This window comes from Psychroflexus salis, assembly GCF_014640175.1.
Classification (GTDB): Bacteria; Bacteroidota; Bacteroidia; order Flavobacteriales; family Flavobacteriaceae; genus Psychroflexus; species Psychroflexus salis.
In genome coordinates, this window is the sequence record NZ_BMGL01000012.1 from 58288 (window position 1) to 80380 (window position 22093).

General features: G+C 32.8%; 21 protein-coding genes. 13 read left to right on the forward strand and 8 right to left on the reverse strand.

Features of this window, described 5'->3' with window-relative positions; translation table 11 throughout:
* Positions 1 to 5: 5 nt before the first annotated feature.
* Positions 6 to 824, reverse strand: coding sequence for a 3-deoxy-8-phosphooctulonate synthase (gene kdsA, locus IEV63_RS10705; protein ID WP_188406811.1), 819 nt, complete (start codon positions 822 to 824; stop codon positions 6 to 8).
* 129 nt (positions 825 to 953) lie between these two features.
* Here kdsA and trxA point away from each other — a divergent pair, with 129 nt between their 5' ends.
* Positions 954 to 1253 (forward strand): thioredoxin, encoded by a 300-nt coding sequence (trxA, locus tag IEV63_RS10710; protein ID WP_188406812.1) that lies wholly within the window; start codon positions 954 to 956, stop codon positions 1251 to 1253.
* A 2-nt stretch (positions 1254 to 1255) separates the two neighbouring features.
* On the opposite strand, the gene IEV63_RS10715 is transcribed toward trxA, so the two are convergent.
* The 3 genes from IEV63_RS10715 to gldA all read right to left on the reverse strand — a co-directional run bounded on the left by IEV63_RS10715 (position 1256) and on the right by gldA (position 7680).
* Positions 1256 to 5296 carry a S8 family serine peptidase gene (locus IEV63_RS10715; RefSeq protein ID WP_188406813.1) on the reverse strand — a complete coding sequence of 1347 codons (4041 nt, stop codon included), beginning with the start codon at positions 5294 to 5296 and terminating at the stop codon, positions 1256 to 1258.
* A 133-nt stretch (positions 5297 to 5429) separates the two neighbouring features.
* Positions 5430 to 6770, reverse strand: a complete 1341-nt coding sequence (locus tag IEV63_RS10720; RefSeq protein ID WP_188406814.1) for a M28 family peptidase — start codon at positions 6768 to 6770, stop codon at positions 5430 to 5432.
* A 10-nt stretch (positions 6771 to 6780) separates the two neighbouring features.
* Positions 6781 to 7680: a gliding motility-associated ABC transporter ATP-binding subunit GldA gene (gene gldA, locus IEV63_RS10725; protein ID WP_188406815.1), complete on the reverse strand. Its 900-nt coding sequence runs from the start codon at positions 7678 to 7680 to the stop codon at positions 6781 to 6783.
* Between the two features lie 112 nt (positions 7681 to 7792).
* Here gldA and IEV63_RS10730 point away from each other — a divergent pair, with 112 nt between their 5' ends.
* Genes IEV63_RS10730 through IEV63_RS10750 form a run of 5 tightly spaced genes read left to right on the forward strand, consistent with a single transcriptional unit; the run spans position 7793 to position 12457 of the window.
* Positions 7793 to 8902: a DUF2891 domain-containing protein gene (locus IEV63_RS10730; protein WP_188406816.1), complete on the forward strand. Its 1110-nt coding sequence runs from the start codon at positions 7793 to 7795 to the stop codon at positions 8900 to 8902.
* Positions 8902 to 10125: an Nramp family divalent metal transporter gene (locus IEV63_RS10735; protein ID WP_188406817.1), complete on the forward strand. Its 1224-nt coding sequence runs from the start codon at positions 8902 to 8904 to the stop codon at positions 10123 to 10125. The genes IEV63_RS10730 and IEV63_RS10735 overlap by 1 nt, the downstream gene beginning before the upstream one ends.
* 11 nt (positions 10126 to 10136) lie before the next feature.
* Positions 10137 to 10871: a 5-oxoprolinase subunit PxpA gene (gene pxpA, locus IEV63_RS10740; protein ID WP_188406818.1), complete on the forward strand. Its 735-nt coding sequence runs from the start codon at positions 10137 to 10139 to the stop codon at positions 10869 to 10871.
* Positions 10864 to 11604, forward strand: a complete 741-nt coding sequence (pxpB, locus tag IEV63_RS10745) for a 5-oxoprolinase subunit PxpB (protein ID WP_188406819.1) — start codon at positions 10864 to 10866, stop codon at positions 11602 to 11604. Before pxpA ends, pxpB begins: the two co-directional genes overlap by 8 nt.
* Positions 11597 to 12457 carry a 5-oxoprolinase subunit C family protein gene (locus tag IEV63_RS10750; RefSeq protein WP_188406820.1) on the forward strand — a complete coding sequence of 287 codons (861 nt, stop codon included), beginning with the start codon at positions 11597 to 11599 and terminating at the stop codon, positions 12455 to 12457. The genes pxpB and IEV63_RS10750 overlap by 8 nt, the downstream gene beginning before the upstream one ends.
* A gap of 3 nt (positions 12458 to 12460) precedes the next feature.
* Here the strand turns inward: IEV63_RS10750 and IEV63_RS10755 are convergent, their stop codons facing one another.
* Both IEV63_RS10755 and IEV63_RS10760 read right to left on the reverse strand, forming a co-directional pair.
* A complete protein-coding gene (locus IEV63_RS10755; RefSeq protein ID WP_188406821.1) occupies positions 12461 to 13264 on the reverse strand; it encodes a transporter substrate-binding domain-containing protein in 804 nt (267 codons plus the stop codon).
* A 15-nt stretch (positions 13265 to 13279) separates the two neighbouring features.
* Entirely contained in the window at positions 13280 to 13993 is a 714-nt protein-coding gene (locus IEV63_RS10760) for an RDD family protein (protein ID WP_188406822.1), read from the reverse strand.
* 34 nt (positions 13994 to 14027) lie between these two features.
* Here IEV63_RS10760 and IEV63_RS10765 point away from each other — a divergent pair, with 34 nt between their 5' ends.
* From IEV63_RS10765 to IEV63_RS10795, 7 genes are all read left to right on the forward strand, one after another.
* Entirely contained in the window at positions 14028 to 14996 is a 969-nt protein-coding gene (locus IEV63_RS10765; RefSeq protein WP_188406823.1) for a stage II sporulation protein M, read from the forward strand.
* Positions 14980 to 15855 carry a hypothetical protein gene (locus IEV63_RS10770; protein ID WP_188406824.1) on the forward strand — a complete coding sequence of 292 codons (876 nt, stop codon included), beginning with the start codon at positions 14980 to 14982 and terminating at the stop codon, positions 15853 to 15855. Before IEV63_RS10765 ends, IEV63_RS10770 begins: the two co-directional genes overlap by 17 nt.
* A 77-nt stretch (positions 15856 to 15932) precedes the next feature.
* Positions 15933 to 16598 carry a DUF4129 domain-containing protein gene (locus tag IEV63_RS10775; protein WP_188406825.1) on the forward strand — a complete coding sequence of 222 codons (666 nt, stop codon included), beginning with the start codon at positions 15933 to 15935 and terminating at the stop codon, positions 16596 to 16598.
* On the forward strand, positions 16591 to 17808 hold the full coding sequence (locus IEV63_RS10780; protein ID WP_188406826.1) for a DUF4350 domain-containing protein: 1218 nt from the start codon (positions 16591 to 16593) through the stop codon (positions 17806 to 17808). The genes IEV63_RS10775 and IEV63_RS10780 overlap by 8 nt, the downstream gene beginning before the upstream one ends.
* Positions 17809 to 17810: 2 nt before the next feature.
* A complete protein-coding gene (locus IEV63_RS10785) occupies positions 17811 to 18941 on the forward strand; it encodes an AAA family ATPase (RefSeq protein ID WP_188406827.1) in 1131 nt (376 codons plus the stop codon).
* 186 nt (positions 18942 to 19127) lie between these two features.
* A complete protein-coding gene (locus IEV63_RS10790; protein ID WP_229737234.1) occupies positions 19128 to 20273 on the forward strand; it encodes a DUF58 domain-containing protein in 1146 nt (381 codons plus the stop codon).
* Entirely contained in the window at positions 20273 to 20863 is a 591-nt protein-coding gene (locus tag IEV63_RS10795) for a non-canonical purine NTP diphosphatase (protein WP_373283745.1), read from the forward strand. The genes IEV63_RS10790 and IEV63_RS10795 overlap by 1 nt, the downstream gene beginning before the upstream one ends.
* Here the strand turns inward: IEV63_RS10795 and IEV63_RS10800 are convergent.
* Positions 20853 to 21134, reverse strand: coding sequence for a hypothetical protein (locus IEV63_RS10800; protein ID WP_188406829.1), 282 nt, complete (start codon positions 21132 to 21134; stop codon positions 20853 to 20855). The genes IEV63_RS10795 and IEV63_RS10800 overlap by 11 nt on opposite strands.
* 33 nt (positions 21135 to 21167) lie before the next feature.
* Positions 21168 to 22091: a DUF58 domain-containing protein gene (locus IEV63_RS10805; protein WP_188406830.1), complete on the reverse strand. Its 924-nt coding sequence runs from the start codon at positions 22089 to 22091 to the stop codon at positions 21168 to 21170.
* Positions 22092 to 22093: the final 2 nt, after the last annotated feature.

The following is a 22093-nucleotide window of genomic DNA, read 5'->3' on the forward strand; positions in this document are numbered from 1 at the left end:
TAAGCTTAAAATTTATTAATTGTTTTTCTAATTTCTACAAGTCGCGTTAATAAACCTTCTAAATGTTCTAAGTCTAACATATTTGCTCCATCACTTTTAGCATCTTTAGGGCTAAAATGAGTTTCAATAAACAAACCATCTACCTTGTTTACAATTCCTGCTCTAGCTATTGTTTCAATCATATCTGGTCGACCTCCTGTAACACCAGAAGATTGATTAGGTTGTTGTAAGGAATGTGTTACATCTAAAACGGTAGGAGCGAACTGTTGCATGGTTGGAATTCCTCTAAAATCTACAATTAAATCTTGGTAACCAAACATGCTTCCACGATCGGTAATCATAGCTTTAAAATTTCCAGAATCAATTACTTTTGTAACTGCATGTTTCATACTTTCTGGACTCATAAATTGGCCTTTTTTTAAATTTATAGCTTTTCCTGTTTTAGCGGCTGCCACTACCAAATCTGTTTGACGAACTAAAAAAGCAGGAATTTGTAATACATCTACATATTCTGCAGCCATTTGTGCATCATTTACCTCATGTATATCGGTTACAGTTGGTACATTAAATTCTTCGCTTATTTTAGATAGAATTTTTAGTGCTTTTTGATCTCCAATACCTGTATAAGAATCAATCCTGCTGCGGTTTGCTTTTTTAAATGAACCTTTAAAAATAAAGGGGATTTTTAATTTATTGGTGATTTCTACAATACGTTCAGCAATTTTAAAAGACATGTCTTCTCCTTCAATAGAACAAGGTCCTGCTAGTAAAAAGAAATTATTAGCGTTTAAATGCTTGAGTTTAGGAATTTGATTTAAATCCATTTTAATTTTTTTTCAAAGATAAGTTTTATAAATCATTTTGCATTTCATGCTTAATGTTTAATTGTAACATCTGTTACCTTCTTATAAAGCTTGTATTTGTATTTTTGTAGGAAATTTAAATCCAATACTATGAAATCTAATTTTAATGAAATAATACAAGAAGATAAAGCGGTACTAATCGATTTTTTCGCAGACTGGTGTGGGCCTTGCAAAATGTTAGCACCAATTTTACAGGAAGTTAAATCAGAATTAGGAGACGAGGTGAAGATTGTAAAAATAGATGTTGATCAAAATCAAGAACTGGCTGCTAAGTACCAAGTTCGCGGAGTTCCTACTATGATACTTTTTAAAAATGGAGTACAGAAATGGAGACAAAGTGGCGTTCTTCAAAAAGACGACCTTATCCAGATTATTAAATCGAAGGCTTAAAATTACTTTTTAATCAACTTTTTAATCCACTGTTGATTGTTTGAATTTATTTTTATAAAATATGCTCCTGAAGCTAATTCATTTAAGTCGACAGGCAATTGTTCACTTGATTTGAATTCCTTTTGCAAATGAATTTTCCCAAGCACATCTAAAATTTCAATCGATTGTAAATGAGTTGTGTTGGGAATTTTTATATGAAGCCAATCTGAAACAGGATTTGGATAAATTTCAATTTTTGCTTCATCTTGAACAGTATTTGATAGCGTTTCATTTCGAGCTACAAGACTAAAACGAAACGGATTTATACTCTCAGGATTGTTCGATTCAATTTCAAAAAGAATTGGATTACCATCTACTATTTCAATTTCTTCACCCGTATAATCATCTTTTAAAAAAAGTTGTGTTTCTTCTGTAAAACTTGAAATTTCTGGTATAAATGCATAATTGTTTTCAGCATAATTATTGATGAATAGTGCAATTTCTTCATTTTCCAACAAGGCTGCTCTTTTATTAATGCTCCATAGTTGATTCTCACCAATAACTGCAAAATTTTCGTCGACATTTCCTAATTTCCCTGCATCTTCATCTGTAAACGCATTGTTGTAATTTTCATTGAAATAAATTCCAACTGCATCAATTTCTTCTAGTGAATTGAAAAGCTTCAAGTTTAATACGCTTTCTGGTTCTTCATTAGAAAAAACTTGGGTGGGCAACGCATTAACTGTTTTGCTTGCTTCTGTAAAATTTATGATAGGTGTAGTGGTTACATCCAAATTATTTCGAATAAAAAAACCTTGTCCAGGTTGAATAAATTGATTTGCATCTGAAGTTGTTGCATGGTTTCCAGTTGAAGCTTCTATACTAACAAAACCACCTTCTGAATTTAAATTAGGATCCCAAACATAGATGTAGTTCGTATTAATATCGCCAGTATAATCTAACAAATTTACATCTACCATTGCTTGATAAGGATTTCCGATAAAACTAAATTGTGCATCTCCAGTGGCTAAAGTCGAGTTAAAATCGCCAGTATGTAAACTTCCTTTTGTTCTTAAAATGGTATTGGTTGGTGTAGGCGAATTGGTGCTTAAGTTAATGTTTCGGTCACCACGAACATATAAACGATAAGGTTTTCCAGCAGAAATGGTATTTATATCGGTATTAACAATGGCGTTCCAAGCTGATCCACCTGATTGATTAGTTTCAGCATGATCAAACCAAAAAAGCGAAGGATTTCCTGTGGTACTTGCATCAAAACCATTTGCTCCAGTAGAACTTCCAGTAATATGGGTGCCTAAATTTGATGGATGATTTCCATTTTCTTGCCAATTTTCAAAAATGCTACTTGTAGAAGTTACAGGACTAGAAATCATTCTAAATGCTCGTGTATTTTGATTTCCAGCAGGAATCCATCGTTCTACTTGGGTTTCTGCAGTAACCGTTGATGTAGGAGACAAGGAAGCTAATTGACCTAGTTCATTTTCATTATTGACAAATTGAAGTAATCCATTTCCATTAATATAATCATCCACTTCTAAAATATCTGCAATTTTTAAAGTGGCACCCGTATCAATTTGGATGCTTTTAGCTAAGGTTTTCTTATTGAGTTTGGCAGTTTTATTTTCTACCCAAATGGCATCTGTTAAAGCTGAAATTTCATTTTCTGGATTTTGTGGTTTCCAGACCCAGTCCTGAAAATGATAACCATCAAAAATAATTTTAAAATCATCTATAGCAATGTTAGGCCCATTTTTACTAATTCCTTCAAGGATAATTCGGAATGGAGTAGAAGTTGTATTGAGTGCTAAGCTAATTTTTGTCCAATCAGAATAATTCGCTGTTAAGTGAGCAATTTCAACAGTTGAGCTAGCTTGTTCTTGGATATAAACTTTGGTTTCATTTTGGTTTCCTGCATTATCTTGTTGAACGATGTAAAATTCTAATTGAACTTCACTAAAGCTAGAAGTATCAAAATAAGGAGAAACAAAGCCTAATTCTTCTGTACCATCAGGAATAAAAACGGCATTTTGAGTACCTGTAAAAGAAGTTAAAACTGAACCAAAACTACTTCCAGCATTAGTAGTTGCCCAACTCGCTGTAGAAGCTGCATTAACACTCCAACAACTTAATGAGGCCGAAGTTGTAGAAAAATTTTCTATAAAAGGTAATTGCTTAATGGTATCACAAGCTGTAGAAAAGTCAACTGAATTCCATTCGCTTTCTTCTGAAGTACAATTCGTTTTTACAAAAAATGAATAGTTTGTTGCTGGGCTTAAACTTGTAATGCTTACTGAAGTTGTCCCAGTTGAAACTGTTCCAGTTTGAATTGAACTATGCTCGTCTGGATGTTTTCCTGCTTCTAAAACAGCCCAATCGTAGCCATTAGTCTCATTTAATGAAGTATCCCAGCTAAAATCGTGACTTGAAGAATTAATACTGCTTTCCATTAAATTTTGAACAGGCGAACAGGTAACCGTATTGGGAGAAATGCCAGTAACGATTAAACTAAAATCTTGTTCACCGTTGGTTAGAGTTCCAGCATGTGAAATTTCAATAGTATAGGCTCCGCTTGCGTTGTTAATTTCTACTTTTTCAAAAGGATCGACTTCATTTATTCCTGTTGTGTTGGAATTTACACTCGTTAATTTCCAAGGTAAGTAATCGGTTGTAGATTGTGTTACTTTTACATTTAAGTCGTTAACTAAAAGTGGAGTTGCATCGTTTGCTGTTGTACTTACTGTAGCTGCTGGATCGGTCCAAGAAATAGAAACTTCTAAATCATCTACTTCGTTGGCATTAACTATTAATGTATAGGTTGCAGAATCCACTAAAACATCTTCAATAATAATGCTTTTGTCTTTTTTTTTGTTTAAAATTTCATCAGCAGCTTTTTTGGCATTGAGCAAACCCCAACCATGTATTGCATCAGGTCCAGCTAATCCTACATTGTCGGCAGTATGTAAAACCAAAGCTTTTAAAGTTGAAGCCCGCATAAAAGTATCTTGTTCACGTTCAAACAATTCCTGTAAGAGCAATAAAGTTCCAGCTACGTTTGGAGAAGACATAGAAGTTCCTGTTAAATATCCATACGTATCATCGGCTCCGCTGATGGTTGAAAAAACTTGTGTTCCAACACCAGTAATATCTGGTTTTATACGAAAATCGTCTGTTGGACCTTGGCTAGACGAAGAGTTAATATTTACTGAAATCAATTCACCAGATTGTGATATAGTTGCTGGACTAGCATTGGCTACAACCAATGGGTTTTTACTGGTTTTCATCCCCGAAAGCTTGTCAAATTCAGGGTTTGATGGATCTAAAGGCTCATCGTTAAAATCGAAATTTCCATCGTTTCCAGCTGAAGTAACTGGCAAATAATAAGGAGCTACAAAAGTAATGGAGTCCCAACGTCTTGATCGGTCGATGTAAGCACCAACTATTGCAGAAAAACCACCATCACTAATTTGCTGACTACTTAAACCATAAGAATGATTAGAAACCAACATACCATTTCCTAATTCATTAATTACTTCTACTTCTGAATCAGTAAATTCATAAGCTATAATTTGTGCCTTCTTTGCCATTCCACGAGCACGAATTTGATTGTTTCCTGTACTTGCTATTATACCAGTAACATGAGTAGAATGCTTGTCTAATAGATAATTTGAAATACCTTCGCCTATAGAAATTTTACTAGTTGCGTTTTCATTTTCAAAATCTTGGTGTGTAATCCGAGCGTGACCCGAATCCCAAACATAAGAAGTTAGATTTTCTGCTTGTAAATTTAAATTGAGTATTTGGTTTTCAAATAGCCAATTTGTTCTGGTAGAATTTGCCGTTTGTGTAGTAGATGTGGTTAAATACAAAGGCTTTCCTTTATATATTTCAACCATTAATACTTTATTTCCGAGAGAATCTTTATATTGAATTGGAATATTATTTTGTCTTGCAAAAGCTTCAACATCTTTGCGGTTTTTAGCTAATGTAGCTTCATATTTTATTTTTAAATCATTGATTTCAGAAAAATTATACGCTTTATTCATTTGTTGGATTTGCGCTTCAGTTTGAGCAAATCCAACATAAAAATTAAATAAGATGAATAGTAGCAGTAGTTTTTTCAAAATTGAAATTTATATGAATCTTGAATATACAAAAAATGATTGGTTTAGTAAGCTTTTAATCTCGTAATAAGCTGTTTGGAAAAACAACGGGACTTTCGTGACCGTTTTTACCGACTGTACTTACTCCAAAATAATAATTGTCAATAACGATGCCTTCGAGCGTAAATTCGGTCAACTTACCAACAAATCGCGAATGTTGCCAAGTAGGTGAAGTGGTGTGTCGCCAATAAATTTTATAACCGGCTAAATCTTCGTCATTTACTTCGTTCCATTTTAGTTTTACAGAAGCTTCTACAATTCCGCCGATTTTTACAACTTTTGGAGCCGGTGGAGCCCAAGCTAAACTTGCCATGTTGATGGCATTTACAGCGGTTAGTTTTTTTACATAATCAAAATTTACGTATTCGATTACATCGCCGTATTCAATTCCGTTTTCAGTTCGAATGTCTTGGTGTTGGCGGTTGTAATTTTCATGGCTTTCCATAATACGAATTCCTGGGTAACCCACATCATTAAAAGGTTTGTGATGTCCGCCACGTCCAAATCGATCCAAACGATAAACCATTTGTGGATTCATTTCGGGCATGTAGGTTTGTGTAGTTTTATGAACATAGCGTGCTAATTGTCGCGATGCGCCATCAACTTCGCCACCGTAGAAGCGTTTCATGCTTCGGTCGCGTTCGGTTTCTAGTGGATTGTGTGCTTCCGAAAAAATTCTAAAACTACGGTTATCAATAACACCATCTACGCCTTCAATATTTCCAATCATATCATTATTGAAAATTCCGATGAGTTCCCAATCGTTTTCTTTCGCGTATTCAGCTAAAAATTGACCACCAAATAAACCTTGTTCTTCACCGCTTAATCCTACATAGGCTATGCTATGGTCAAATTCATATTTGCTTAAAACTCGAGCTGCTTCAATTGCACCTGCTACGCCGGTAGCATTATCGTTTGCACCTGGAGCATCAATTTCGTAATTCATCGTATTCGACCCACGCGAGTCGATATCGCCACTCATCATAATCAGCGAGTTTGGATATTTTTTGCCACGTTGAATGGCGACTACATTCACCACGTAAGTATTGAAAGGAACACGGCTTCCCATTTCGGTTGTCACCATTTTTTTCTGGTAAAAAACTTCTAAACAGCCACCACATTCTTCCGAAATTTTATCAAACTCACTTTTTACCCATCGCCTAGCAGCACCGATTCCTCGTGTATCACTCAAGGTATCGCTAAAAGTGTTTCGTGTTCCAAAATCGACTAAATGCTGTACCTTATTTTCCAAATGTTCTGCTGAAACAGCATCGATTATATCGTAAACTTTAGGATTGGTTTGTGCAATTGTATTTGCAGAAATAAATAATAGCGTAAATAAAATTATATTTTTCATAGTTTAATATTTAAGCGTTTTCTGAAGTTAATTCAATAAAAAGGTTTTCTAAACTTTGTGTTTTTTTATTCAGTTGAATAATTTTTAATCCTCTGTCGTAGGCAAAGTCGAATACCGTGGATCGCATATCTTTTTCAACTTTAAAACTGAGTTCATATAAAAAGCCTCTAGGATTTGAAATTGCTTCTATATGTGGTAAATCTTTTAAAGCTTGTTCTTCAATTCGGTAGTTAAATTCCACTTCAATAACTTGTTGGCTCGAAGCTTCTTCATTCAAATTTTTATCGGCTATAATTTTGCCATTATTAATAATAATAGCACGATCGCAGATGGCTTCTACTTCTTGCATAATATGCGTAGAAAGCATAACCGTTTTGTCTTTAGCTAACGAACGAATCAACTGCCTTATTTCTACCAATTGTTTGGGATCTAAACCTGTAGTAGGTTCATCTAAAATTAAAACTTTAGGTTCGTGCAGTAAAGCTGCTGCTAAACCTACCCGTTGTCGATAGCCTTTAGAAAGCTGTTCTATTTTTTTATGGGCATTTTCGTTCAAGCCTGTAAGCTCAACGTAATGTGCTATTTTTGATTTTGAAATTTGATGAATTTCTGCATGAAAAGCCAAGTATTCTTTTACATACATTTCTTCATATAAGGGATTATGTTCTGGTAAATAACCAATAATTTTTTGAACATCTAATTTTTGATTTTTTACTGAAATTCCATTGATTTCTACATAGCCTTCATCAGCAGAAAGGTAGCCTGTTAAGATTTTCATTAAAGTAGTTTTTCCAGCTCCATTAGGACCTAAAAAACCAAGAATTTGACCTTTCGGAACAAAAAAACTAACTTCGTTTAAGGCTTTTTGCTCTTTGTACGATTTGCTAACTTGATAAACCTTTATGGACATACTTTAATTTTAATAAGGAATACAATAATAAATCATTCATTTGGCATTTGCCCTTAAACTTTGTTTAAAAGTCCGAGTATTCCACTATTTTTGAAAATAAAATTAGACCATTTTGAAGAAAATTATTTTTTTAAGTTGCTGTATAGCTTTGTTTGCTTGTGAAGCTGTTAATAAAAAGGCGCCTAGATCAACCCCAAAAACTGAAATACAAATTACCGAATTTCCAGAATTTACCAAAGCAAATGCAGAGCAATTAGCAAGTTTGCCCTTAGTTTGCATTCAACAAGAATATCCTAATAAACTGGGGCAAGTTTTAGCAAGCCAAGCCGATTTGGCAACTCCTAAACAATTACGTCCTGCATTTTATGGATGTTTCGATTGGCATTCGGCTGTTCATGGACATTGGTCTTTGGTGGTTTTGCTAAAGAAATACCCTAATCTTAGTCAAGCGGAAGAAATAAAAGAACTTTTGAAAAACCACCTTTCAAAAGAACATATACAAACTGAAATTGCTTTTTTTAAAACCGAAGAAAATGCTTCGTTTGAACGCACTTATGGTTGGGCTTGGTTGTTTCAATTGGCCACGGAATTGCAAACTTGGGACGATGAAATTTCAGAAGAATTACTTACTAATCTAATGCCTTTGGTTGAAGTGCTTGAAGAAAAAATGATGAACTTCCTTCCTAAATTAGTATATCCAATTCGCGTAGGCGAACATTCTAATACGGCGTTTGCATTATCCTTAAGCTACGATTATGCAATTGCTTTTCAAAAGAAAAACCTACAAGACTTAATTGAAAAACGCGCAAAGGATTATTATTTACAAGATGTTGATTGTCCACTAGAATGGGAGCCAAGTGGTTATGATTTTTTATCGCCTTGTTTAGAAGAAGCTAAATTGATGGCTAAGATTCTTTCAGATGAAGAATTTTTAGCATGGTTAAAAACATTTTTACCCGAATTATTCCAAGAAGATTTTCAATTAAACATAGCAGAAGTCAGTGACCGAAGTGATGGAAAATTAGTGCACTTAGACGGTTTAAACTTTAGTCGAGCTTGGAATTTATTTGAATTGGCTAAACACCCACAACTAAAACATTTAACTAATTTAGGGAATCAGCACTTTATGGCCGCTTATCCTAATTTGGTTGGCGATGCCTACGAAGGCTCACATTGGCTAGGTAGTTTTGCTCTATATGCCATTAATAAAGCACCAAATTAATGAAAAAATTGCTCAAAAATATTGGGCCTAGTACTTTAATTGCTGCTGCATTTATTGGTCCAGGTACCATAAGCGTTTGTAGTTTGGCAGGCATTAACTTTGGTTACGATTTACTTTGGGCATTGGTTTTTTCTATAGTTGCGACTATGGTTTTACAAGAAATGTCGGCACGTTTAGGTTTAGTTACCAGTAAGGATTTAGCAAGTGTTATTCGGATTTATTTTAGCTCAACTTGGAAAAAATTACTGGCTTTAAGTTTGGTGATTTTAGCTATTGTTTTTGGAAATGCAGCCTACGAAGCCGGAAATATTACGGGAGCAGTTTTAGGCTTAGATGCTGTTTTTCAGGTTGCTGAGTTTTCATTTTTAAATCAAAATATCAATATATTACCCATATTAATTGGTTTTGTTTCAATTTTAGTTTTGGCTTTAGGTTCGTATAAAAAAATTGAAAAAGTACTCATGTTGCTTGTGGTTTTAATGAGTCTATCTTTTGTAATTTCAGCTTTATTAATAGCTCCTAATTGGTTGGATATTTTACAATCGATTTTTGTTCCCCGATTTCCAGAAACTTCACTTACTAGTATTTTAGCGATTGTTGGCACAACGGTGGTGCCTTATAATTTATTTTTACATTCTGCGATTGTACAAGAAAAATGGAAATCTGTAAGTTCTATTAAACATGCGCGTTGGGACATTTTTATAGCCATTGGTTTAGGTGGTTTAGTTTCGGTTTGTGTCGTTATTGCTGGAGCTGCTTTACATACAAGCGAAATTACTACGCAAGATTTTTCGAGTTTAGCGCTGAGTTTAGCTCCTTTGTATGGAGACTATGCAACCTATTTACTGGGATTTGGTTTTTTTGCCGCAGGAATAACATCGAGTATTACTGCTGCTTTAGCCGCAGCTTATGTGTTAAAATCAGCTTTAAATTGGCAGGGGAAATCAGGAAAAATCTACTTTAAATTAGTTTGGATATTAATTGTTTTAGCTGGAGTTTTGTTTTCAAGTTTAAACATTCAGCCACTTCAATTAATACAAACTGCGCAAATTAGCAATGCCATTGTTTTGCCTTTTGCCGCCATTTTTTTGTATATTACAGTAAATAATTCTCAATGGATGGGGAAGTATAAAAACAATGCTCTACAAAAAATTCTAGGTTTACTCATTTTATTGTTTGCTGTCTTTTTAGGAGCTAAAAGTTTATTCTTTTTCTTTTTATGATGAAAAAATATATGGATATTAATTGTGATTTAGGCGAAGGTGGAACCTTTGATGCAGAAATTATGCCGCTGATTTCTAGCTGTAATATTGCCTGTGGTGGTCATTTTGGAAACGCGAATAGTCTGAAAACTGCCATGCAACTTGCCATTCAAAATTCTGTTTTTATCGGTGCGCATCCTTCGTATCCCGATGCTATTAACTTTGGAAGATTTTCCATGAAAATGAATAAAGAAGACTTAAAAAAAAGTATTCGCCAACAATTGAAGCTTTTTTTTGAAACTGCTAACAAATTAAATGCAAAAGTTCATCATGTTAAACCGCATGGTGCATTGTACCACGATGTTGCTTTAAATGTTAGCATTGCAGAATTGTTTTTAGAAGTGGTGAAGGAATTCGATAAGCATATCATTGTGTATACTGCACCTAATTCGGTTTTACAGGAACTTGAAATCGATAAAGACCGAATTTTTAAAGAAGTTTTTGCAGATCGTGCATATCATACCAATGGTAATTTAGTAAGTAGGAGTAATGTTAATGCTGTTTTAGCGAATGCAGAAGCCGTATCTAAACAAGTTTTAGACTTGGCTACCAAAAACAAAGTAAAAAGTGTAGAAGGTAAACTTTTACTTCTTAATTTCGATACCATTTGCTTTCATAGCGATTCGCCCAATGCATTAAAAAATTTAGAATCGGTGCATCAAATTTTAAATGAAAACCACATTAAAATTAGAAAGGCTAATGCATAAATTAAAACGTATTTTTCAACTGGGTGAACAAGTGCTTTTAGTGGAATTCGACATGTCAATTTCTACTGAAGATTTAAACGTTTTACTGCATTATAAAATTCAACTTGAAGATAAATACAAAAACAAAAATGTTGAAATTACAAATACATATACTTGTCTTTCAATTCGATTTAAAAATGCTAATGAATTTAATCTGAATACTGAAAAACAATTAATTAAGAGTTTTATTGAATGTATTAGTTTAAATGAAAATAACTCGAAATTTAGTCCTAGTGTATATCATATTCCTGTTTGTTATAAAGAAGAGTTTGCACCCGATTTAGCTTTTTTAGCTGGACAATTACAATTAGAACAAGAAGAAATAATTCGTTTACACAGTCAAGCAACTTATACTGTTTATTTCATTGGGTTTTTACCCGGATTTCCCTATTTGGGTGGTTTGAACGAAAAATTGCATTTTCCAAGAAAAAATACACCCCGACTCAAAATACCAAAAGGAAGTGTAGGTATTGGTGGTCAACAAACTGGAATTTACCCGAGTTCAAGCCCAGGCGGATGGCAACTCATTGGCAATTGTCCCTTGGAAATATTTGATGTACGCCGAAAAACACCTAGCTTGTTTCAAGCAGGCGATCAAATTCAATTTAAAGTTGTGGATAAAAAGGAACATAAAGAAATACAAACACAAGTAGAAGCCGGAATTTACCACATTAAATCTACTACACATGATTAAGGTTTTACATCCAGGTTTACATACCACTTTCCAAGATATAGGCCGTTTTGGTGTAGCTCAATATGCAATTCCACAATCGGGAGTTATGGATGAGTATGCTGCCAAATTAGCCAATTTATTGCTTCAAAATAAAGCGAATTACCCTGTTTTAGAAATTAGCTTATTCGGGCCGAAATTGCTATTTGAAAAGGAAACTGAACTTGTTTGTACGGGTTTAAAAGCTAAAATTCAATTAAATTCGGTTGAAGTTCCTATCAATGAAGTTTTGGCTGTAAAAAAAGGAGATGTATTGCACATTCAACAAGTTAGCGAAGGAAATTATGTGTATTTGGCTTGCAATGGTGGTTTTATTAGCGATGTAGTTTTTAATTCAAGAAGTTTTTACGAAGGTATTACCCCGCAAGAAAAAGTTGAAAAACAAGATGAATTAGCAATGTCTAATTCTTATCAATTAGCAAGAGCTTCAACTGAAAAACATGCACAATTAAAGTTTCAAAAAGAGCAGTATAAAAATGATATTTTAGAAGTTTTTGAAGGTCCCGAATTTCATTGTTTATCTCAAGTTCAGCAAGATAAATTATTGAATGCTAAATTTCATCTTTCTAAAAATTACAATCGTATGGCTTTTCAAATAGAAGAAATTTTTTCTAACCAATTGGAATCGATAATTACTTCGCCTGTAATTCCAGGCACCGTACAATTAACACCCGATGGAAAATTGATTGTTTTAATGAAAGATGCTCAAATCACAGGGGGTTATCCTCGTGTTTTGCAGTTGGGTAGAAAAGCTATTTCGCTTTTAGCACAAAAAAGACAAAATGAAGCTATACAATTTCAAAAATTGAAGATATAGCCATTATAAACTTTTTAAATCTGGTTTTACATCTTGAAATTTATCTGAAACTAGAGGGTTTTTTAAGGTAATGAGTCTTCGTTCATTTAAATGAAGTTGTTTTTTTATGTTCGCATAAAAAGTATTGAAAATATGATTTAAAACACCATTGTTTAAAATTTGTTCAAGGCCTTTTTCGATGCGTTTTGCCAATTCAATTTTGTTTGCATTTACATAAAAGACCAAGGGAAAAGGGTAGAAGAGCAGTACCTTTTTTTCCATCATTAAATCTTCATATTTAGCCGCATTTTGATTTAAAATATCTATTACTTCGTTTGTTCCAAAGCTACAATAATCGAATTCTTTGGCTGAGAGTCGAGCAAAAATATCTTCGAAATTTCCTTTTTCTACCACCTTAAATTTATTGTGTTTAAACACATCTACATCGCTCCAGCTTTCTGGTATACCCTGTTTTAAATGCTGCAATTCAGTAATTGAATTAATCTTTGTAAATAAATGCTCATCACTTTTTCTAATGATTAATAGGCGATAACCTAACAAGTTTTTTGCAATTGGAAGATTAACAACAATTTTATGGATGTTTTCAAATTTTTTATTGCCTGCAACCGTAACCAATAAATCAGCATTTTTCTCGGTAAACACCTTGTATTCATGATGACCTGGATAGTCTGTTGAATTCTCTTTTAAGGTGTATTTTGGGTATTCATGTTTAGTAGCTTCTAATACAGCTTCTAAAATCTTTGATTCGTAAGTTTGGCGAGCCTTAGATCGGTTTCCGCTCCAAAAATTGATTGTTTGTATTGACATGTAGTTGATTTTTATCTATTGCTGAGCGTAATAGGTATAATCTGTTAAAACACGGTCTACAAATCCAATTGGTTTTTCATCATACTCTTTTAAATCCATTTGTTCGGCTAATTTTTTACTAAGCATTAAAATTACTTTGTGATTTCCAGTAGACTTTGCCTTTTTATAAATGCGGTTTGCTTTTTGAATATCTACATCATTAAAGATAGTTACCTGCGGATATTTTGGCGTATAATTTTCAGGCAAATAGGTAGCCACTGTTTTGGTAAAACCTGTTTTTCTACGCTCATTAATAACCGTTGTTTTGGCTGCCAAGTCTCCAAGACGTTGTCCACGCTGTGTGCTTAAAATACATACAATGGCAATGCTACCAGTAAAAATAAAATCGATGGGTCTAATTAACCAACGTATTAAATAATTTGAAAACTTTGCCTTGCTTCCGTCAAGACAAACTACTCTAATTTGTATAGCTTTCTTCCCTAAACTTTGACCATTATTAAAAATTTCGAATAATAAATGGTATAGAAAAATAGGAAGTAAAAAAACAAGTTGAAAAACCCAACTTTCAAAATTATCCATTCCAGAAGCATTGGCTAAAAACAAAAAAAGAATTACATAAGCTACAATAACCAATCCATCAATTAAATAGGCAAGCATTCGGTCTGTTATAGAAGCAACTTGTTGAGTAATAGTAATATTTTGTGCAGTTTGAATGCTATATTTATTCATAATTGTTTTAAATTTGGTTGCTTATATTTAATCTATGCGAGAAGCAGCGTTCATCAAGCAAAATAAGAACAAATGGATAAAATTTGAAAGCGTTCTGCAAAATAATGCAAAACTTTCTCCAGACCAGCTTTCCAATTTATATTTAAATGTAACTGAAGACTTAAGTTACAGTCAAACTTTTTATCCTAATAGTGAAACAACTAGCTATTTAAATGAGCTTGCATCTATTTCGCACCAAAAAATATACAAAAGCAAAAAAGAATCTAGAAATCGATTTTACCGTTTTTATTTTCAAGAGTTTCCTTTGGCCTTTAAAAAACACCATCCGCAATTGTTGTTGGCTTTTTCAATTTTTTTGGTATTTAGTATTATTGGCGCTTATTCGGCATCGGTAGACGATAGTTTTGTTCGCTTAATTTTAGGAGACGGTTACGTGAATATGACCTTAGCCAACATAGAAAATGGCGATCCTATGGCGGTTTATAAAAAAGCAAACCAAGCCGATATGTTTATGGGAATTACGGTGAATAACATTCGTGTTTCTTTAACGGCTTTTGCATATGGTCTCTTTTTTGGTTTAGGTAGCATTTTTATCGCCATGCAAAATGGAATAATGTTGGGTTCGTTTCAGTATTTTTTTTATGACCAAGGCCTACTTTGGGAGTCTGCAAGAACAATTTGGATACATGGCACGATTGAAATTTCAGTGATTATTATAGCTACTTGTGCTGGAATTGTTGTAGGAAAAGGAATGTTGTTTCCAGGAACTTATTCACGGCTTCAATCTTTTATTAATGGTGTTAAATCTGGACTAAAAATCGTAATTAGTACGGTTCCTTTTTTTATAGTTGCCGGATTCTTAGAAGGTTTTGTTACTCGATATACCCAAATGCCCGATGCATTAGCAATTTGTATTATACTGGCATCGTTATTTTTAATTATATACTACTATGTATTACACCCTATTCAACTAAACAAAAAACAACATGCAACAAACATTTAAATTTGAAAAAGAACGCGAATTAGGCGATGTAATTACCGATACTTTTGTTTTTATTCGAGAACAATTCAAATCGCTTGCGCAGATATTTGCAAAAATTATTCTACCATTTTTGGTGGTTAATTTAGCCATAAGTTTATACTATCAATATGCTGCGCTGCATGTAAGCAATGATATATTAAGTCAAAACAGCGCTTTTGATATTTTTAATAACATTTCTCAACTCATCTTACCCTTAATCTTAACCATAATTTCAGCTGTGTTGTTTTATACGGTTAGTTATTTAGCCATACTTTGTAGCATAAAAAGTTATGTTTTAAAAGGTGAAATTGAAATCGAATACGTACAGTCTGAAGTAAAACAGAAGTTTTGGAGTATGTTGGGTTTACTTATAGTAAGTTTTATTATAATTTTTGTTTCTGCTTTATTATGTGTATTACCAGTTTTCTATTTTATGGTTCCAGTTTCCATAATGTACTCGATTATGGTTTTCGAAGACCGGTCGGTTGGCGATACTATTTCTCATGCTTTTGAGCTAATTAAAGAAAACTTTTGGATGACATTACTCACCATTATTGTTGTATTTCTTATTATTGGTTTTGCTTCAGGAATTTTTCAAGTACCCCTTATAATTTACTCATTATTCAATCAAATTTCTGCATTAGAAGCTAGAACGGTAGATTATAATGCAGCAGTTGAAACCGATTGGGTTTTCTTAATTTTAAACACACTAGGTACGCTAGGTTCTAGCGTTTTATCTTTAGTTAGTTTAATTTCATTTTCATTAGTATATTACAATTTAAATGAAAAACACAACCTAACGGGAACGGCACAGGAAATTGACTCTATAGGTAATAATTAATGCATAACTACTTCATTTGTATTTCTATATTTTTAATCCAATTTGTTGGTTTTTCTAACCCGCAAAAAGATAGTCTTGTGGTAGATAAAAATTCCATAGATAAATCTTTAGAAATAAAAGAGTCTGTAATACAAGAAATAAAATCTAAATCGGAATTCGATTATCAGAAGCAATTCCAGCAAGAATCTTGGTGGGATGATTTTACCGAATGGCTTAACGGGAAATGGAAGGATTTGCTACAAGCGATTTTTGGCGATATTGAACCTGATAGTTTTGTGTATTTCGTTACGCAAATTTTACCTTATTTAATTCTTGGACTTGTAATTATATTTATTATTTGGTTATTCATTAAGCTGAATCCAGGACAAAATGTATTAGCAGAGCCAAAAAGAGATAAAGTCTATTTTTCAAATGAAGAGGAATTAATAAAAACCAAAGATTTAAATAAATTGAAAGCCGATGCAATGGCTAACAATAATTTTAGATTAGCGGTTAGGTATTGGTATTTGTTAATATTAAAAGACTTGGACGATTTAGAACTCATTGCATACGAATTTGAAAAAACAAATTCAGATTATGCTCAAGAATTACAAAATTTAAGTTTTGCAAATTCATTTAAACAAACCACTAATTATTACAATTTTGCTTGGTATGGTGGATTTGATGTCAACGAACTACAGTTTCAAAAAATAGATCGCTTATTTATTCAGCTTCAACAACAAATAAACAAAAAGCATGAGTAAATCGTATAAAATAATCTTAGGGGGTTTGCTCATAATCATAGCATTAAGCATTTTTATGGAAGCGAATCGGCCAATGCCACTAAACTGGATGCCAAACTACTCTAAAAAAGCATCTACACCTTTGGGAGCAAAGGCCATTAATTTATATTTTGAAAATTTAATTGAAACTAAAAAGCATATTCAAGAAATACATAAACCTACATTTGAAGCTTTTCAAAACAATGAAATTAATGATGCTGCTAGTTTGCTTTTTTTTAATAATTATCTTGATTTAGATGAAGAAACTACAGATCAATTATTAAACTGGGTAGATAATGGAAACACGGTATATATTTCTGCGATTAACTTTCCGTCTTCTTTAAAAGACACACTGAATTTAAACACGAAGAGATTCAACTTTCAGTACCAATTTAATTACGAAAGTGAATTAGCACTTACCAATCCTAACCTAAGTAAACAGGTTTTTCCGAGTGCAACTGATTACAATATTTATTATTTTTCAGAATTAGATACCTTAAATCAACGTGTTTTAGGCTACGCTAAACCGATTTCAGAAAATGATATAGAACCCGATAAAAACAAAAAACTTGTCAATTTTATTGAAGCTCCATTTGGAGAAGGAAAGTTTTATTTGCACTCATTTACACCTGCTTTCGGAAATCATTTTTTTGTAAACGAAACTAATTACGAATATACCTTAGCTAGTTTGCAGTACATTAATTGGGAAAATCCAGTTTATATAGATCAATACTATAAAACAGGAAGAGAACAAGTTGATAGTTTATTGTATTACGTAATTCAAAATAAAGCTTTAAAGTGGGCTTATTATACCTGTATTTTTGCAGCCTTGTTGTTTGTATTTATACAAGGAAAACGGAAGCAAAAACCCATTCCAATTCGAGAGCCACTTGCCAATAAAACATATGAATTTACAAAAACCGTAGCCCATATGTTTTTAGAAGAAAATGCGAATAAAGACATTGCTACTAAACAAATTAAGTTGTTATTGCATTACATTCGTAAGCAGTACGGATTATCAACTAAAACAATTAATGAAAAGTTTTATAAAGAGTTGGCTGCTAAAACAGGATTAAGTTTCAATTTAGTTCAACAAACTTTTCTTCATATTCAATATATTGAAGAGCAGTCTAGCATAAGTAAAGATGAACTTTTAAAGTTCAATGAGTTTGTTCAAAAAATAAAAAATTAGTCATGGAAAACGAAGAAAAAAAACCACAAGACCAAAATCAATTAGATCAAAAACCTTTAAAAGATATAGAAAAAAATGCATCTACTAAAGCAACTCAAAAAGAAGATGCTGCAAATTCGATAGCCAATAAAGAAGGTGTAAAAGATGAAAATCTCAAAGAAAATCAAGATTTTCAAAACCGAATTCCGTTGCAAGAACTAAAAGATTCTGTAGACCAACTTAAAGATAATTTAAAAGAAATAATTATTGGTCAGGATGAATTTTTAGAGCAATTGGTAGTAGGTTTACTAGCCGATGGGCATGTTTTAATTGAAGGTGTTCCAGGTATTGCCAAAACCTTGACTGCAAAATTGTTTGCTAAAAGCATCGAAACCGATTTTAACCGCATTCAATTTACTCCAGATTTAATGCCGAGCGATGTGTTAGGAACTTCCATTTATAACGAAAACAAACGAGATTTTGAATTTAAAAAAGGCCCTATTTTTTCAAACATTGTTTTAATTGACGAAATTAATCGTGCGCCAGCTAAAACACAAGCCGCCTTGTTTGAAGTAATGGAAGAAAAACAAGTGAGTATGGATAGCGAAGTGTATACCATGAAAGCTCCGTTTATGGTGCTAGCTACACAGAATCCGATTGAGCAAGAAGGAACTTATGCTTTACCTGAAGCGCAATTAGATCGATTTATCTTTAAAATTAAATTGAGTTATCCCGATTTAGCAAGCGAAGTAAAAATTATAACATCGCACCATAAAAGAAAAAACAAACTGCCCGAAACACAAATTCAAGCTGTGTTAAATCCAGCATCCCTATTAGCTTTTAAAACACAACTCACCGAAATTGTTGTTGAAGAAAAAATATTTACCTATATCGCGGAATTGGTAGACCATACGCGTAATCATCCGCATTTAATGTTAGGAGCATCGCCAAGAGCATCGATTGCTATTTTAAATGCTTCAAAAGCTTATGCAGCCATTAGCGGAAGAGATTTTGTTACCCCAGAAGATATTAAAAAAACACTTAAACCTGTATTGAACCATAGAATCGTACTTTCACCCGAACGCGAGATGGAAGGCATGACCCCAGAAGATGTAATTGATTTAATTGTAAAATCTGTTGAAATTCCACGCTAATTGATCACTTTCTATAAACGTATTTTTTTACAAGCTCGGTTTTTTTATGCCTTATTTGGCATTGCGTTCCTATTTTTAATAAGTAACTGGATTAGTTTTTTATTTTCTATAACAACGCTTTTGCTTTTTGGTTTTGTAATTTTAGTAGTGGCAGATGCTGTAGTTTTATTTTCGAAAAACAATCTAATGGCGAGACGCAAAGCAGCCGATAAATTTTCTAATTCTGATGAAAATGAAATTCAGATTTCGATACAAAATACATCTCAACTTGCATTAAATTTAGAAATTATTGACGAGATTCCTGAGCAATTTCAAAAACGCGATTTTAGTCTTTATTTGCAATTGGCTTCAAAAGAATCGAGCTTAAAAACCTATCAATTAGTTCCTAAAAGGAGAGGAGAATATGTTTTTGGAAATTTAAATGTGTATGCTAGTTCAAAAATTGGATTTATACAAAAACGCTATCAGTTTGCTAACGAACAAACGGTGAAAGTTTACCCGTCGTTTATCCAAATGAAGAAGTACGACTTTTTAGCACATAGTAAAAAATTAACCGAGTTCGGATTCAAAAAAATAAGAAGAATTGGGCATACTTTAGAATTTGAGCAAATTAAAGATTATGTTGTTGGAGACGATGTACGCACCATTAACTGGAAAGCTACGGCCAAACATCGAAATTTAATGGTAAACCAATACCAAGATGAAAAATCGCAACCCATTTATAATTTAATAGACAAGGGCAGGGTAATGAAAATGCCTTTTGAAGGTTTAAGTTTATTGGATTACGCCATTAATTCTACCTTGGCATTTAGCAATGTGGCCATTAAAAAAAATGATAAAGTAGGCTTGATGGATTTTGCCGATCAGATTGGCAGAATCTTACCCGCACAAAATAAGAAAACACATTTAAACAGCATTTCAGAACATTTATACAATATAGAAACCAACTATTTAGTTAGCGATTACAGCAAATTATACACCTACGTTAAACGTAAAATTAATCAACGTAGTTTGTTAATGTTGTTTACTAATTTTGAACATTTAGATGCAATGCGTAAACAATTACCCTACTTAAAAGCCATGTCTAAAAAACACATGTTGGTTGTTATTTTTTTCGAAAACACAGAGTTAGAACGTTTACACCACATCGATTCTGAGAGCATTCGCGATGTTTACGAAAAAACAATTGCTGGTACATTTATTTACGATAAGCAATTAATGGTTGAAGAATTAAGAAATAATGGTATACAAAGTATTTTAACCAAGCCAAAAGACTTGAGCATCAATACCATCAACAAATATTTAGAAATTAAAGCCAAAGGAATTTTATAATGCATAAAAAAATTGAAATAGTTTTTGCTACACATAATCTCAATAAGTTGAAAGAAGTACAGGATATGGTGCCTTCTAACATTAAAATACTTGGATTAAACGATATAAATTGCCATGAAGAAATTATTGAAGATGGAAGCACTTTAACTGAAAACGCTCAAATTAAAGCCGATTTTGTTTTCGAAAATTATGGAATGAGTTGTTTTGCAGACGATACTGGTTTAGAAGTTGAAGCTTTGCAAGGCGAACCAGGTGTTTTTAGTGCCCGTTATGCTGGAGAAGAAAAAAATAGCGAGGCCAACATGCAAAAAATACTAAATAATTTAGTAGGAAAAAGCAATCGAAAAGCTCACTTTAAAACGATTATTTGTTATAAAACTCCAACTGAAAATTTATTTTTTGAAGGCCTATGTAAAGGCGAGATATTAACCGAAAAGCAAGGAGAAAAAGGCTTTGGTTACGACCCCATTTTTAAACCTGATGAAAGTGAATTGAGTTTTGCTGAGATGCTATCCACTAAAAAAAACGAGATTAGTCATCGGGGAAGGGCTTTTGCTAAATTTTACGAATATTTAAAATCTAATGGTTAGCTTTTAGCAGTTCTTCTCTTTTCAATAGATAATACGGCATTGCAAAAGTAGGAAACATCAAAATTGAAATTATCCAGAATAAACGCTTATTAATTTTTAGTTGATTTATGTCGTATACAAACGCAATCCAGGTCATTACCGATACCAAAAGACCAAATTCCAAAACGAAGTTAGCATTTTCCCAATTGTATAATTTGGCAATTGCACCTAAAACTACAAATCCAAAACTACTGAACAGTAAATACCCCAAAACTTTAATTTTTAGTTGCATAACTTGAACTGTGTTTAATTTTGTTATCCAAACTTAACGAACACGCACCTTTTCTGCAAGAAAACTTCGTAGAATCTGATCAAAGCCTTGATTAATATCTACTTGTTGATAATTGATTTTATATTGGGCACATTTCAGGCTCAACGCTTTAAAATAGCTTTTTACCGCTTTTTGGTAATCATCTTTAACTTGATCTGCATATAATTGAACTTGATCTCCCGTTTCTACATCTACAAATTTTTTAGGTGAATTATCGAAGTTGAAATCTACTTCATGAATTTGGTCTACCACATGAAATAAAATAACCTGATGTTTATTGTATTTTAAATGTCGCAAAGCTTCAAAAACTTCGTCTTGTGCATCTGGATCTTGAAGCATATCACTAAACAAAATGACCATAGATCTTCGTTTTAATTGCTCAGCAATTTGATGTAAAAAGGTAAAGGTTTCTGTTTTTTTAGCTTTAGGTTTTAGCTTATATAACTTTTCTAATTCATTATAAATCATATTAAAATGCCGATCGCTTCCTTTTTCCTGACAAGAAAAGTCGATTTTTTCATTATAAATACTTAAGCCAACTGCATCGCGTTGTTTTTTCAAAATTTGCATGATAGCTGCTGTAGCAACAACGGCAAAGCCCATTTTGTTCGGTTGGTTATCGCCTGAATTTTGAGGGTAAAACATCGAGCTAGAACTATCGATTATAAAATGGCAACGTAAATTGGTTTCTTCTTCAAAGCGTTTGGTGTACAATTTATCAGTTTTAGCAAATAACTTCCAATCAATATGCTTGGTGCTTTCTCCTGTATTATAGATTTTATGTTCAGCAAATTCAGCTGAAAAACCATGAAACGGACTTTTATGAATTCCAGAAATAAAACCTTCAACAATTTGATTTGCTAAAAGTGGCAAGTTGCCAAAATTGTAAATAGGGTAGCTGTCGGTTTTTAATTTCATAA